The 16,028-nt window shown below is 28.7% G+C and carries 14 protein-coding genes; 1 reads left to right on the top strand and 13 read right to left on the bottom strand.

The genetic code is table 11. The annotated features are described in order from the left end of the window. Positions 1-201: 201 nt before the first annotated feature. The 6 genes from psyc5s11_RS10920 to psyc5s11_RS10895 form a co-directional block, all read right to left on the bottom strand. Positions 202-1,677 (bottom strand): leucine-rich repeat domain-containing protein, encoded by a 1,476-nt coding sequence (locus psyc5s11_RS10920; RefSeq protein ID WP_224037610.1) that lies wholly within the window; start codon positions 1,675-1,677, stop codon positions 202-204. 262 nt (positions 1,678-1,939) lie between these two features. Continuing rightward, entirely contained in the window at positions 1,940-2,578 is a 639-nt protein-coding gene (locus psyc5s11_RS10915; RefSeq protein WP_224037609.1) for an HAD family hydrolase, read from the bottom strand. A gap of 120 nt (positions 2,579-2,698) precedes the next feature. Beyond that, a complete protein-coding gene (locus tag psyc5s11_RS10910; protein WP_224037608.1) occupies positions 2,699-3,733 on the bottom strand; it encodes a M42 family metallopeptidase in 1,035 nt (344 codons plus the stop codon). 26 nt (positions 3,734-3,759) lie between these two features. Next, positions 3,760-4,266 carry a GNAT family N-acetyltransferase gene (locus psyc5s11_RS10905; RefSeq protein WP_224038176.1) on the bottom strand — a complete coding sequence of 169 codons (507 nt, stop codon included), beginning with the start codon at positions 4,264-4,266 and terminating at the stop codon, positions 3,760-3,762. Between the two features lie 252 nt (positions 4,267-4,518). Beyond that, a complete protein-coding gene (locus tag psyc5s11_RS10900) occupies positions 4,519-5,910 on the bottom strand; it encodes a 6-phospho-beta-glucosidase (RefSeq protein WP_224037607.1) in 1,392 nt (463 codons plus the stop codon). Positions 5,911-6,109: 199 nt separating this feature from the next. Beyond that, positions 6,110-7,387, bottom strand: a complete 1,278-nt coding sequence (locus tag psyc5s11_RS10895) for an L-cysteine desulfidase family protein (RefSeq protein ID WP_224037606.1) — start codon at positions 7,385-7,387, stop codon at positions 6,110-6,112. Between the two features lie 307 nt (positions 7,388-7,694). Between psyc5s11_RS10895 and psyc5s11_RS10890 the strand changes: the two genes are divergently transcribed. Further along, positions 7,695-8,531: a MurR/RpiR family transcriptional regulator gene (locus psyc5s11_RS10890; protein ID WP_224037605.1), complete on the top strand. Its 837-nt coding sequence runs from the start codon at positions 7,695-7,697 to the stop codon at positions 8,529-8,531. Between the two features lie 312 nt (positions 8,532-8,843). Here psyc5s11_RS10890 and psyc5s11_RS10885 read toward each other — a convergent pair whose 3' ends face one another. The 7 genes from psyc5s11_RS10885 to psyc5s11_RS10855 all read right to left on the bottom strand — a co-directional run bounded on the left by psyc5s11_RS10885 (position 8,844) and on the right by psyc5s11_RS10855 (position 15,934). Then, positions 8,844-9,320, bottom strand: coding sequence for a hypothetical protein (locus psyc5s11_RS10885; protein ID WP_224037604.1), 477 nt, complete (start codon positions 9,318-9,320; stop codon positions 8,844-8,846). 269 nt (positions 9,321-9,589) lie between these two features. Continuing rightward, complete coding sequence (gene celB, locus psyc5s11_RS10880) at positions 9,590-10,924, bottom strand: PTS cellobiose transporter subunit IIC (protein ID WP_224037603.1); 1,335 nt, start codon at positions 10,922-10,924, stop codon at positions 9,590-9,592. 88 nt (positions 10,925-11,012) lie between these two features. Continuing rightward, positions 11,013-11,102, bottom strand: a complete 90-nt coding sequence (locus psyc5s11_RS10875; RefSeq protein WP_224037602.1) for a PTS lactose/cellobiose transporter subunit IIA — start codon at positions 11,100-11,102, stop codon at positions 11,013-11,015. 465 nt (positions 11,103-11,567) lie between these two features. Then, the gene (hisC, locus tag psyc5s11_RS10870; RefSeq protein WP_224037601.1) at positions 11,568-12,632 is read right to left on the bottom strand and encodes a histidinol-phosphate transaminase; all 1,065 of its coding nucleotides are present in this window, start codon (positions 12,630-12,632) and stop codon (positions 11,568-11,570) included. A 141-nt stretch (positions 12,633-12,773) separates the two neighbouring features. Further along, positions 12,774-14,141 carry an FAD-binding oxidoreductase gene (locus psyc5s11_RS10865; RefSeq protein WP_224037600.1) on the bottom strand — a complete coding sequence of 456 codons (1,368 nt, stop codon included), beginning with the start codon at positions 14,139-14,141 and terminating at the stop codon, positions 12,774-12,776. A 98-nt stretch (positions 14,142-14,239) separates the two neighbouring features. Further along, positions 14,240-14,902 carry a methionine ABC transporter permease gene (locus tag psyc5s11_RS10860; RefSeq protein ID WP_224037599.1) on the bottom strand — a complete coding sequence of 221 codons (663 nt, stop codon included), beginning with the start codon at positions 14,900-14,902 and terminating at the stop codon, positions 14,240-14,242. A gap of 3 nt (positions 14,903-14,905) precedes the next feature. Continuing rightward, entirely contained in the window at positions 14,906-15,934 is a 1,029-nt protein-coding gene (locus psyc5s11_RS10855; protein WP_224037598.1) for a methionine ABC transporter ATP-binding protein, read from the bottom strand. Between the last annotated feature and the right edge of the window lie 94 nt (positions 15,935-16,028).

Raw genomic sequence — 16,028 nt, 5'->3', positions numbered from 1 at the left:
AATTCTCCTTTTCTTTTAAATATTGATATTTCTATTTATACTATATTTTTTTCATATATATGAATAATTTTTACGTGATTTTTACGTACAAAAAAAGCATTTATAATTAATAGTTTCTTATTAATCATAAATGCTTTTTCATATTAGCGTTTTAAAAAATTAATTCAATTAAATTTAAACAGACTCTTTTCCTAAATTATATTACTTAGGATAATAGAAAAAATGAGTTGCTCTATCTGAGATAGCAGTATCTTGATATATTTGTCTTCTATGAAGAACTGAATTCCCATAGCTTGTCCTTTGATTGTCCACAATATAAGCATATCCATCTACATCCCAGCACATAAAAATATATACATGGGTATAATTATTTGTAAATATAATATCTCCTGGTTTCAATTGTGAAAAATCATAACTATATGTAAATCCCAAACTCTTTAATTGATTTTCAAATTGATAAGTATTAGCTGTCGCCTTTGGAATATTAACTCCAGTTCTTCTTAAAACTTCTGATGCAAAATATACACAGTTGTTACTAGTATCCCCTCCATGTAACCAAACAGCAGTATTATCAACACTCATTTGATTATTTACATCAGTCATATATTTAAATAACTGATAATTAGTATTAGAATGTGAATAATTAGAATACGTGTTTACAGACTTACCGTTAGCTTGAATATATGTATAATTATCAATCCACGTATTTTTAATTAATGAACCATCAGTAGAAAATTTAAATTTCTCACCGTTTATAGTCTTTTCTCCGGATGCCATTGCTCCTGTACTTTGATCAAGATAATATTTTTTATCATCTAAAGTTAACCAACCATATTGCATTCCACCTGTACTTGAAAAATTGTAATTATTATTATCTATTTTTTGCCATCCAGTAACCATTTCTCCACTATCATTTAAATAAAATTTAACACCTTTAATAGTTTGCAGCCCTTTTTGCATTATGCCTTCTTCATTAAAGTAATACCATTTTCCAGAAACTTGTTGCCATTTACTTTTTATAGCTCCACTTACTCTATCGTAATAATACTTATTATTATCTTTATCTGTTTCCCAGCCTTCCCTTACATTCCCATCTTCGGTAAATTCGTAATCTTTACCATCTATTCTTTTACTTCCTTTACTTCTATCTCCATTTCTGTCTAAATAACACCATTTACCTTTTAGAAAATACCAACCTTCTTCGAGTTTAGATTTATTACCTTCTACATCGCAATAACTATACTTTCCACTTATAATTTTCTTTTTAATATTATCAGGTAATCCTTCAAGCTTATTATCTCCTAAATCTAAATAAGTTAACTTAGGTAAGTCTCCTAAAGATTCTGGAGCTTGTCCATCTATCTTACAAGAATTTAAATTTAAATATTCCAAATTTTTTAATAATTTTATTTCTTCTGGTATATTATTATCAATATTATCATAATGTAAGTCAATTTTTTTAATATTTACAAAATCTTGTTCTGTAAGATTTCCAACCTTTTTCTTCAATTGACTAGCAACTTCTCGCGTAAGCCAGTTGTCATCAATTTCAATCTTGCTTTGTGTAGTGATTTCGCTATTTACAGTAGTATCTTTTGCATAAGTTACTACCGGAATACTGTTAATACATAAAATCACAGCCAGTAGCGCTAATTTTTTTAATTTATTATGTCGCATCTAATCGTCTCCCCTTTGCTTTTTAACATATAGATTATACCATTTTTGATTTATAATCTCAAATAATTATAAAATAATCTAATTTTCTCTCAAATTTACAACATTTTAATGTTCTATATAATTATACAACCAAATTTTAATATTTTGGGCCTTTTATAAACTAAATTTAGGTAAAATGTCTTTTGAAATCGTATTACTACTATAATTTAGTAAAATAAATTTTTCAGCCAGCATTTTTTATAAAAAATATCATTTTTTTCATTTACAAATACGACAATTTTATTTCTGCAATTGATTTAACAATAACATTGGCTTTAGATAAATCTTGATTTCCTGAATTAATATTTTGGAAGCCGATACACCTCATTCCTGCAACTTTAGCAGCTAATACACCATTTTTAGAATCTTCAATAACTGTACAATCCTTTGGAGCTATTCCTAATTTCTTGGCAGTTTCGATATAAACATCAGGTGCTGGCTTTCCGTTTTCTACTTCTTCTCCGCTTACTATATACTTAAAGTACTCTTGCAATTTAAACTTTGATACTACTACATTTATAAAGTCTTTAGGGGATGAGGAAGCAATTGCAGCAGGAATGTTTTTCTTTTTTAATTCACTTAACAATTCTCTAATTCCTTCTATTGGTTCTAAACCGGATTGTACTATCTTATTTTTAATTATTTCTGCCCTATAATTAATTATATCTTCAACTGATTTTTCTATATTATAATTCTTCTTTATATCTGAAAACATATATTCATTTGTTGTACCTACATACTTTTCTAGTTCTTCTTTTGAAATATTACATCCTAAATACTTCATCGTTTCCATGTCTGTCTCAAAGTGGATTGGCTCACTGTCAATAATTACTCCATCCATGTCAAAAATAACTGCTTTCATATAATCCCTCCTTCAAAATTAAAAACATAACATAATATATTTGCATATTATATTAAAAATAAAGTGACACTTTTCAGTCAGAGTTTTATACCTTAACTGAGAAATTTCACTTTATTATTTTTAAGCTAAATATAAATACAAAAGTTTAACTGTATTTTCTAAAGCACTGTAATGTGTTCTTTCCATTCCATGAGATGCATGAACTCCTGGTCCTATAAGTGCTCCACGAATATTATTTCCAGCTTTAAGTGCAGCTCCAACATCTGAACCATAGAATGGATAAATGTCTACTGCATATTTTAATTCATTAGCTTTAGCTAAATTAACTAGGTCTGTAACCATATTGTAGTCATAAGGTCCCCCTGAATCTTTAGCACAAATCGAAACATCATATTCAGTGCAACTTAAGTCATCCCCAATACATCCCATATCAACTGATATCATTTCTGTAATATCACTTGGTATATATGAAGCACCATGGCCTACTTCTTCATAAGTTGAAATTAATATTTTAGTTGTAAAGTTTGGAACTATTTTTTCTCTGTTGAACAATTCTAACAATCCCACAAGACATGCTACACTACCTTTATCATCTATAAATCTTGATTTTATAAATCCACTTTCAGTAATTGTAGTTTTAGGGTCTATAAATATGAAATCTCCAGGACATATTCCTAAATCTTGAGTATCTTTTTTTGATTTAACATTTTCATCAATTCTTACTTCCATGTTTTTAGGATCTCTAATTTTACTTGAACTATCATCAAAAACATGTGCTGCTGGACTTGTACTTAAGAATGTACCAGTATATTTTTTTCCTTCTCTTGTTCTAATTCTGCAATATTCACTATCTAAGGTTGGAACAATCGGTCCTCCAAGTAGTGTGAATTTTAATTTTCCCTCTGTTGTAATAGATCTAACCATAGCACCTAAAGTGTCTACATGAGCAGATAATCCTATTGTTTTTTCTTCTGACTTACCTTTCATGGTTATAATTCCACAACCTTTATTAGTTGTTTCAAAATCATATCCAAAGCCCTCTGCTATGCTTTTTATTACATCCATTATTTCAAAGCAAAAGCCTGTTGGGCTATCAAATTCTAATATTTCCTTAGCTGTATCTAATATATATTTTTTATTAATTGACAATTCCATAAAAATCCCTCTTTCAATGTGCTTATTTAAAATTTATTTGCTAGATCGCAAAGTTCTGAGTCGCAAACTCTATATACTGTCCATTCATCCATGGGTTTAGCTCCCATTTCCTTATAAAATTCTATAGATGATTCATTCCAATCTATACACCACCATTCAAGTCTACCACAATTACGCTTTACTGCAAGTTTTCCCAAAAATGATAATATAATCTTACCAAGTCCTTTTCCTCTCATCTCTGGTTTTACGTATAAATCCTCTAAATATATGCCTGGCTTTCCTAGAAAAGTTGAGAAATTATGAAAAAACAATGCAAATCCTACTGGTTTTCCTTCATATTCTCCAATAATTACCTCTGCTTTTTTTTGCACAAACAAGGAATCATATAAAACTTCTTCAGTTGCCACTACTTCATCTAATAATTTTTCATAATCTGCTAATTCTTTTATAAAATCTAATATTAATTTAGTATCGTTTTCCTCTGCAAATCTAATTTTAAAATCACTCACTTTTGTATCTATAATATTTATCATATTTTCCATCCGCTACTCCTCCATATATTCATAAAAATATAAAAAATTAAACATGATACAGCACAACTTTTTTCTTTCACTTTGTTGTGCTTTATCATGCTTTTTTATATTATACATTATTTTTTTACTAACTCAATACTATTGTAAAATAATTTTAATTGCTTTTTTACATCTGCTATTTGTGTTATTTCCCAACATTTACAGTATATTACAAATCTAAAAGCTAACACCACCTACAAATGTTAAAAATGATTAATGGCCATTAACCATTAAATCCATAACAACAGAATCTTTAGATACTACACCGTCAGCTTCTAATTCTGCAATCTTATCAGAAAATTGTGGTAAGTATTTTTTATGTGAAACTAATAATTCATCTAGTAATCCTTTAGCACAAGCTCCACTTTTTACTAATGGGTTTAATAGAAACGCCTGTAAAGCTAATCCATAATCACCAGTGATGGCGGATTTAATAACACATTCTTCCATAGCTTTCATACACTGTACCCAACCTCTTTCAGCGGAGTTGAATTTGCCCCAGTTAAGTGGCATAGCACCTTTACCGGTAATGATAGAAGAAATCTCCACTATACAATCATATGGCAAATCAGTAATTGCACCATTATTTTGAGTACTAACTACCATATGAGTTCTTTTATCATTGTAAATTGAATTGATGCATTCACATGCAGCATCACTATAATGTGTTCCACCACGTTTTGTTAACTGTTCTGGTTTATTGTTTAATTTTGGATCTTTGTATAATTCAAATAATTCAGCTTCTGTTACTTTAACCTGTTGTGCACGAGTTCCAATACCATTGAATTCTTCTAATCCATGTTTTAACATTTCATCTTGCATATAATAATATCTGTGGTATTCACTAGGAATTAACTGCATTTCTTTTAGCTGATCTATAAGAAATTTAACATCAAAAATGTTAGCTGGAGTTCCTGTATCTTCAACATACATTTTGTCAATAATCTTATCAGTTAAGTTATTACCATGTACATCAGTAACTTTATGCCAATGGAAATGGTTTAATCCAGCGAACTGATGTACTAAATCTCTTTCAGTTACACCAAACATTTCTGCTTCTTTAGTTAATGCAATAACTGGTACGTTACATAAGCCGATACATTTTTTCCACCCACCATGTTTAATCACAGCTTCAGTAATAATTCCAGATGGATTTGTAAAGTTGATTAACCATGCATCAGGACATAATTCTTTCATATCTTCTACGATGTTTAAGATAACAGGAATTGTACGGAATGCTTTAAACATACCACCTGCGCCATTTGTTTCTTGTCCTAACATACCGTGTGAGAAAGGAATTCTTTCGTCTTTAATACGAGCATCTAATAAACCAACACGGAACTGTGTTGTAACAAAATCAGCTCCTAGCAAAGCTTCTCTACGATCTAATGTTAAATGTATTTTTACCTCATAAGGAGATGCATCCCACATACGTTGTGCCATGGCTCCAACAATTTCCATCTTTTCTTTTCCCTCTTCGATATCTACTAACCACATTTCTTTAATTGGAAGTTCTTCATATCTTTTAATAAATCCCTCCATTAATTCTGGAGTATAACTACTTCCTCCACCAATTGTAACAATTTTTATAGGTTTCTTTTCCATATTCATTTCCTCCTAAATAATTTTTATAATAAGATGATTAAACAACAAAAAGGTATAAATCATTTTTCAATACACAATATAATATGCAAACAATTCTTATTTACATCTATATATTATGTAGTTAAGAGACTATTCAATTTTTTTGTGGGACAATCATAATATAAATTTAAAATTACAAATTATTAATATAGAAATCCTCTTAATTTCCAATCATAATTTTAATAATCTCTTTATCAGTTTCCTTCATTCCGTCTTTAGCAAGTTTGCCTATATTGCTTATTGTTGCTTCAACACCTTTTTTTACTATGCCATCCCCATCTCTGAATTGTTGACCATTTTTATACATATAATATCCTAAAATTCCTGCATCAACGCCTGCTGCAATTTTAGCTGCACAAGATGCTTTAGCTCCATCACAAACAATTCCCGAAACTATAGATAAAGCATTAACAATTGTATGGGAAATTTCTTCATAACCGCCTCCATATAGGTAAGCAATACCAGCTCCACTTCCAGCACCTGCACAAATAGCACCACAATATGCAGAAAGTCTTCCTATTCCAGTCTTTTGATGTATTGTAACTAAATCTGAAATAACCAAGGCTCTATAAAGTTTTTCTTTTGAAACCTGTAGTTCATTAGCATATTCAATAACTGGAAGCGAAGCTGTCATTCCTTGATTCCCACTGCCTGAAATGATAATAACAGGCAACTCACATCCATTCATTCTAGCATCTGACCCTGCTGCGGCTTTCGCCTTTGCTCTTACTTTTACATCAGAACCATATGTTGAAAGTAGTACACTTCCTATATTGGCGCCATAACTATTTTTTAATCCTTCTTTTGCAATTGATGAATTATATTCAATTTGTCTGCCAATAATATCTTCTATATCTTTTATATCCACAGAATTTGCAAAATCAATAATATCTTCTACGTTCAGTAATCTCTTATCACTAAGACCGTCTTCTTTTGATACAGTTGCTTCTTTGTGGTAAAGTATCTCACCACATTTTTCAATCAAAACAATATTAGTATGGTAGTTTACAATTCTTAATTTTACAGATGAATCTTTATAAAATACATTCATCTGTATATCAAATATAAATGGAGTATCTGCCATTTTAACCTCTATAGCACAAGTGCCTAAGTATTCTTTAATCTTTTGTTTTTCTTCTTCAGTTACATAAGAAATAACTTCTAGTTTCTTTTCAGCTTGACCTGCTATAATACCAGCAGCTGTTGCAGCTGATATTCCCTTTAAATGATTTGTATTAGGAACTATAACACTTTTAACATTCTTAATAATATTTCCACTCACTTCTACTATAACTCTTTCAGGTATACATCCTAATACTTCTGTAGCCTTTGCTGCTGCATATGCAATTGCAATTGGTTCAGTGCATCCCATAGCAGGTACTAATTCTTCTTTTAAAATCTGCAAATAATTTTTATAATTCACATCACAATTTTTCATTTTTTTCCCTCCTATTTTCTTTTAACTCCAGTCGCCTTCGCATTGATTTATGGCAATTTCACCACTTTATGAAAATCATCCTTAAAACATTTTTTTATAATTTTCCTCTAAAACTTTTACATTGTAAATGCACTTACCTTACAATTTCATTATATGATGATGTCAAAGAGAATGTAATACGGTTTGGATTCAATAGGCTTAATGATTCATAAATTTTGAATCAAACCTCTATTTTTTGGATCAAACCTTTATTTTTTTGAATCATTGATTCATTCATGATATAATAAATTGGGTGATAATTATGATTATGGAAAAACTTAAAGATACAAATAATTTAACAACTCAAGAACAACTTATTGCTTCTTATATCTTAGAAAATCCTGATAAAGTAAAATCTGTTTCCAGTCATCAGCTTGCAAGGCTGGCTTATACTTCACAATCCACAGTTATTCGTTTATGCAGAAAATTAGGCTTTGATTCATTTAGAGAATTTCAAATTGAATACAATCTAGATTATAAAAATTCACTTTTACATTGTGAAATTAATAATGATACGCCAATTAACATGAAAACAAGATATGAAGAAATTGTTCATCTGCTTCCCAAAATTCAAATGAATACTATTACCAAACTTCAATCAACCTTAAATCAAAATAAAATGATTCGTATTGCCAACTATTTAGTACATTCAGATTATATTGATCTTTATGGCCTTGGTATTAGTAATATAATTATAAATCAGGCTGCTTTTAAATTTAGGTCTATTGGTTTTAATTGCACAGCTCATGATGGATTAAATTCACATTATATTCTTGCTGCAAATAATAATAAAAGAGTTGCCTTACTGTTAACATTCACAGGTGCGAATGCTACCATTCTTGAAATTTCAAAAAAATTAAAGAAAAATCATATTTATACAGTTATTATATGTGAATACAATTCAGAAAAATTGCATGACTATTGTGATGAAGTTATCTGTATAGATTCAGGAATTTCTTATCTAAATCTAGAATCTTATACTTCCATTATTTCAGCACATTTTGCATTTGATATTTTATTTAGTTTAATGTTAACAAGTAATTATGATAAAAGTCTTGAAGCATCAATAAATTTATTAAGCGAAAAAAACAAAACTAATAAATAAAAAAGAGCTTATAGTAAATAAGTTAAATTAATAATTTATTTACTATAAGCTCTTTTTCTTTATTGGGGATATTATCCAAATTATTAGACTACTATATCAAACTAAAACTAGCATACTGACTTATTTTTTTACTATTCCTTATTAAATTTGGTTTAATTCTTTTTTATAGTTAGGCACGTGAAAATAAATAACAATTCCAAAGTTGCCATGGATATTTTTCATCAGGCAAGGAGGTGAATTGCCCTCATAGTGGGCCTATTAGGTCAATTTGCCAACGTAGGATGATGGAAAATAGGCTGGCAAATGAACTTGTTATTTATTTGATTGTGCCTTAAGTGTATCTTTACTTACTGCCATCAAACAATATCCCAAAGCAAATACAATTACATATACTCCAACAAACTTATTTAATAATGCACATATTAATAGTGAATGTGTAGCATAATTAAATAAATAAACATAATTTACATGCTTAGTTTTTTTCCAATACATGACCAATTTTAATAATCCACTTAATGCCAATGAACTAATAGTTAAACCAAAGACCATATACAAAAAAGTAATTATTAAGTTTTTAAAAGTAATTATTTGTAAATAATCACCAAACCATATGATTTTTTCTGAGAATAATGCAACAAAAAAATTTAATATTAATGAAAACAGTACTGCCATCAATGCATTTATAAAATTAAATAATAAAATTCTGCCAAATGATAGATTTTTTAATTCAAAATATAAATGTGGTTTAAATAAACTTATTTTTAGTTCCTTAAGAATACTAATCTTCATATTATCTTATCCTTTCTGTATCATTTTTTTGCCACTAAACTTTTATTTTTATTACATTTCTTATATTTTTATTTTTTAATATCAAGCTTATTATAATTTGAAAATTCATGATATTTAATCAGTTAGTGATATACCCTTTGAAATTCCATGAGGTATATCACTAAAAATTAATATATATAAGTTCTAAAGAAGTTTATCCATCAATTTTTTGCAAACGCATACATAGTGATTCTACTAATTATTAATTAGAACTTATATATTAACTTGACTTAGGCATTTATAATTTCTTTTGCTTCACCATTTGTTGTTTCTTCTAAATAATATTGTTTGTCTACCATCTTTATAAATGGTAAATATATCAAGAAAGAAACTATTATTTCAACAATTTGGAGTATAGCACCTCTTACACCACAAATTATTAATCCTCCAATAATTGGCGGTGTAGTCCATGGAATTATAACTCCAGATGGTTTAGGTACAAGTCCAAGTGACATTGATGCATAGCATATTGTTGTAAGAACCAAAGGCACTATAATAAATGGTATCATCATTATTGGATTCAAAACTATTGGCAAACCAAAAACTATTGGCTCATTAATATTGAATAATCCTGGTATTATTGCAAGTTTCCCTAATTTTTTGCATTGTTCTGATTTACAAAGGAATAACATTGATAAACATAATGATAAAGTTGCTCCTGACCCTCCTAGTTGAATAAATAAATCTTCATATTGTTGAGTAAGTATATGTGGTAATTCCTTGCCTGCTTGAAAAGCCGCTAAATTATCTGCAGATGTTGCAAGCCATATAGGTTGAGTAACAGCACCAACAACATTTGGTCCATGAATACCAAATACCCAAAATACTTGCATAAATAAGTTTGCAACTATTGACGCTACATACGTATCTCCTAATGAAGTTAAAGGCTGTTGAAGTATTTTAAATATAAATTCATGAATCGTACCAAATGATGTAAATGAAAATCCTAGTCTTACCAAATTAAAAACATATAAAGCTATAAATCCTGGAATTAATGCTGAGAATGCCTTTGCAACTGAAGGTGGTACACCTTCTGGCATTTTAATTGTCCACCCGCGTTTAACAACAACTTTAACAATTTCTGTTGAAAATATTGCTGTAAGCATTCCTACAAATAACCCTTTAGACCCAATCCACTCTAGTGGTATTATACTTGCTACTTTATAAGCAGTAGTTGATCCTTCTGGTATAAAATTCATGGAAAAAGGTGTAATTATAAAGAAACATACCAATGCTATAGCTGAAGTACTTATTCCATCAATTTCGTAGTAACGTGCAAGACTATTAGCTATACCAATTATTACAAATATAGCCATAATATTCATCGTACAATTAAAAGGTATCCTAAAGAAACTATCCCAACCAGCTCCAAATATATTCTTCATAAAATCAGAATATCCTGGTATTGGTAAGTTAGCTAACAATAAAGACATAGCACCTATTATTAGTAGTGGCATAGAAAGCATAAAGCCATCACGAATTGCTAAAAGATATCTATTATTTGAAATTGCTCCTGCAATAGGCATCAAAACTTTTTCCATTCTAGCCGTAAATTTACTATTCATATTAATACCTCCTATATTTTTCTTTTGAATTTATGTTTACCCATCAAATATCTAAACATTTTTTATATAAAAATAACTGTTCCTATTTTTAATAAATCATACTTAATGCCTCATGAGCACATCCCCTTGCTTCACCTGATTGAATAATTATATCCATTACTACCTGTTCAATATCCATTTATCACCTCCTTGTATAATATTGCATTTAACATATTTTCCTCCTTTCCATATCGTTTACATTGAAACTATATTTTATAAATCCTTTGAACTTTACAATTTAATTATAGTATGGAACTAAACAAAAAATAATACAGTTACTATGCAATAGGAGCAATGATTCATTAATTATAAATCAAATCTTTGTTTTTATTGAATCATTGATTCATTAATTTATGCTGAAAATTTACTTCTTTTTATAAGATACATACTTGACGTGATTTCTAATTTCATGAACATTTTACATTTTCAACTCAAAAATTGAGTTAAAAAAAATATGCCATTTCAGCATACACTTATGAGATATGTCATATGTTCAAGATATGATCCTCAGTATTCCAATGATATAATTTCCTAAAGAATAAATAAGCTATATAATCTATAAGAATATACTTCTTTAGATTATATAGCTTATATTTTAAATCATTTAATTTTGACTTAATATTAACTCCAGCTTTTCAATTAAAATATCCATTTCTTCATCTGTTCCTATTGTTATCCTTAAAAAGTTATCTATTCTATCTTTATTAAAATACCTTACTAATACTCCATTATCTTTCAACCTTTCATAAAGAAGTTTTCCAGATACTTTATTATGACTTGCAAAAACAAAGTTTGCTTTAGATTCCAAAACATTAAATCCTAATTTTTCTAAAGACTTCATTGTTGTTTCTCTTGTATCAATAATTTTCTTAGTTATCTCTTCAAAATGTTCATTATCTTTCATTGCTTCAGTAGCACCCGCAAGAGCTACTCTATCTAAGGTATATGAATTTATACTATTTTTAATTCTGTTTAAGCCTTCAATCAAATCCTTATGTCCTAGTGCAAATCCAACTCGAAGTCCTGCGAGTGATCGAGATTTTGATAATGTTTGGATAACTAAAAGATTATCATAATCTTTTATAAATTTAACCATAGATTCTCCACCGAAATCAATATAAGCCTCATCAATAATAACCACACTATCTTTATTTGCTTCAACTAAATCTCTCAAAGATTCTATATCTACATATTTTCCTGTAGGCGCATTAGGATTAGGTATTATTACACCTCCATTTTGCTTTTTCAATTCTTCTAATGGTATATTAAAATTATCATCTAATTTAACTAATTCATAATCCAAATTTAAAAGCTGTGCATAAACTATATAAAAACTATAGCTTATATCCGGAAATAATATTTTCTTATCTTTAGAGAAAAAAGCCATAAATGCAAATGCTAAAACTTCATCTGAACCATTCCCAACAAATATTTCATTTGAATCTAAATTATAATATTTTGCTATTTCAAGTGTAAAATCACTACAAGTTGGATCTGGATAAAGCTTCAAATCATCATTAACTGCATTTTTCATAGCTTCCATAACTTTTTTTGATGGTGGATATGGATTTTCATTTGTATTTAACTTTATGTATTGCTTGTCCTTAGGCTGTTCCCCTGGCACGTAAGGCTCTATTTCTTTTACTTTATCATTCCAATATTTGCTCATTTTAATTGCCCCCTAGAAATTTTGCTTTTTAGTATATTATACCTCAAATTTATTGTATCTTCTATTGTTTATACCACTAAAATTCATTTGATCCTAATAATTTCAGAAATTTATATTCTTATTTAACATCCTTAATATTAATTAACAGTAAACCTTCCCGATATTTAAAATATTGTTCTTATCAAATATGTTTTTTATGTTTCTCATGTATTCTAAATTTTCATCTTTTGTAACTTTCTCAAAGTATTCTTTCTTTGTTAACCCTATTCCATGTTCTCCTGATGGAAGTCCATTAAATTCATTACTTTTTTTATAAAGTTCATTTAATAATTTATGAGTTCTTTGCTTCCACTCATTACTCTCCATAGAGTTTCTAATTGCACTTACATGGATGTTCCCATCACCAGCATGTCCAAAATAAATCACTTGGATGCCATGTTTTTTTCCACATTCATTTGTAAATTCCACAAACTGTGGTATTTTATCTATTGGCACTACAATATCTATTGGAACTTGTTCATTGTTTTGACAAATCGAACTAGCTAGCGCACCTCTTATTGTCCACGCATTTAATGCTTCTTCTTCATTTAATTCCCTAAAATCTAATGCACCATTATTTATAACCACTTCTCTAGTTTTATTTATATTAGCTGATATTTCATCTTCTTCACCATCAAAAGTAAGTAAGAGATAAGCATTCCCATTATTACAAGGAAGTTTTAAATCCACAAATTTTTCTGAGTTTTCTACAATGTTATTTTCCATAAATTCTATAGCTGTTGGATTTGAATTTGATTTAATTATTTTACTTATACAATTAACCCCGGTTTTTAAATTATCAAATGGAATCAATACACTAACTGATGCAGCAGGCTTTGGTATAACTTTTAGAGTAATTTTAGTTATAATTCCAAGGGTACCTTCTGAACCTACTATTAAATCTTTAAGATCTAATCCGGAACTATTTTTAATTGTTTTGCTTCCAACAGTAATAATTGTTCCATCTCCAGATACAATTTCAAGCTCTCTTACATAATCTCTAGTAACACCATACTTTACTGCCCTCATACCTCCAGCATTAGTACTAATATTTCCTCCAATAGTTGAAGCTTTTTCTCCTGGATCTGGAGGATAAAATAATTTTTTTGATTCAACATAATCTTGTAAATCCTTTAGTAGCACTCCTGGCTCAATAGTTATATTTAAATTTTCTTCATCTAATTCTAATATATTATTCATTTTAGATAAATCCAATATAATGCCTCTCTTCGTTGGAATACTTGCTCCTGTAAGACATGTTCCAGCTCCTCTTGGAGTAACTGGCATTAAATTTTCATTGGCAAACCTTATAATATTAACAACCTCATTAGTATTTTTCACAAAAACTAATGCATCTGCTTCTCCATATTCTAAGGCTAAACCATCAGTTAAATATTCTTTTTCTATATGTTCTCCTAAAATAACTCTATTTTCATCCTTAATTATGTTTTTCAATTGACTATATTCCATGTTTTTGCCCCCTATAAATTTATAAAAATAACTAGACATAAAATCATTAAATTCTACATCTAGTATATCAAAATTATCTTTTTCATTATATAAGTTTTCTATCTTCTAGAAAACCTTGTAGCAAGTATATCTCCAAAAATTTGAATAGATTGTACTAATATTAACAAAATAAGAACTGTTACTATCATAACTCCAGTTTCATATCTATAATATCCATACCTTATTGCTAAGTCTCCTATTCCGCCTCCACCAACAATTCCTGCCATAGCTGAAAATCCAATTAAGCTTACTAAATTAACTGTAATTCCTCTTATTAAACTTGGAAATGCTTCTACTATTAATACATCTGATAGAATAAGATATAAACTTGCTCCAGAGGATATAGCTGCTTCTATAACACCATTATCTACTTCACTAAAAGCACCTTCAGAAAGTCTTGCAAAAAAAGCAATAGCAGCAATTGTAATAGGTACTGTTGCAGCCTCTGGCCCAATATTAGATCCAACTATTATCTTAGTAAGTGGAAGTAATAAGACAAGCAGTATTATAAATGGAAGTGAACGAATTATATTAATAACAAATCCTGCAATAGAATTAATTAGCTTGTTTTTAAAAAATAACTTACTAGAGGTTAAATACAAAAGAAGACCTAATGCTCCTCCAATAATTAAAGATATAATCATTGCTGTTCCAATCATTTTTCCTGAATCTAAAACAGCTTGCCCAAGTTCACTTTTTAATATTTCAATTGTAGAATCCATTTATTAAATCACCTCCATATATTCATTAACAATTCTTTCAGTCTTAACTACATTATTATTTATGTAAGTTTTTGCCTTACTTATTTCTTCTTTTTCTCCAATTATATTTACAATTAATGTTCCAACTGGCTTTCCATCTATATAATCTATTTTCCCATGAATAATACTTATATCTACTTTGAAATTTTTAGCAGCTTCTGATATAACTGGTTTTAAACTATTATCTCCTTTATAATGAATCTTAATGATTTCCCCTTTGTTTATAGAATTTAAAACTTCTTTAGGTAATTGTAAATTAGAATTCTTGCTTATCAAAGATTTAGTAACTTCATGTTGTGGATCTGAAAATATTGAATATATATCCTTAACTTCAATAATTTCACCCTTGCTCATTACTGCAACTCTATTAAAAAATTTCTTTGCAACTTCCATTTCATGTGTAATAAATACAATTGTAATTCCTGTTTTATCTTTTATATCTTTTAAAAGATTTAAAATTTCTTCAGTATTTTCTAAATCTAATGCAGAAGTTGCTTCATCACAAAGCAAAATTTCCGGTTCGTTAGCAATAGCTCTTGCAATACCAACTCTTTGCTTTTGTCCACCACTTAAATTTGAAGGATATGCATCTTCTTTATCCTTTAAATTTACTAGACTTAAGAGTTCATTAATTCTATCTCTTCTTTTCTCCTTAGGATAATTATTCGCTTTAAGTACAAACTCAATATTTTCATATATTGTCTTTCCACTTATTAAATTGAAGTGTTGAAATATCATTCCTATTTTTAGCCTTGTCTTTCTAAGTTCGCCTCTGTTTAAACTAGTTATGTCTTTTCCATTTATAATAACTTGTCCAGATGATGGCTTTTGAAGTAAATTAATAACTCTAACTAATGTACTCTTTCCAGCTCCACTTAATCCTACAATTCCAAATACTTCACCCTTGTTAACTGTTAAATTTACGTCTTTTACAGCCTGTACAATATCACCTTTTAATTCAAATTCAACATTTATATTTTTTAATTCAATCACTATATTCACCACCTTTTGACAATTTTGTGTGAACTTATTCCAACCTATTGGTGGATATTAGTTCACACATCTTATTAATCAACCTTTATAAAAT

It is taken from the genome of Clostridium gelidum (genome assembly GCF_019977655.1).
In the GTDB taxonomy this organism is placed as follows: domain Bacteria; phylum Bacillota; class Clostridia; order Clostridiales; family Clostridiaceae; genus Clostridium; species Clostridium gelidum.
Note: the sequence above shows the minus strand (reverse complement) of the source record. Positions and strands in the feature narration are given on the sequence as shown.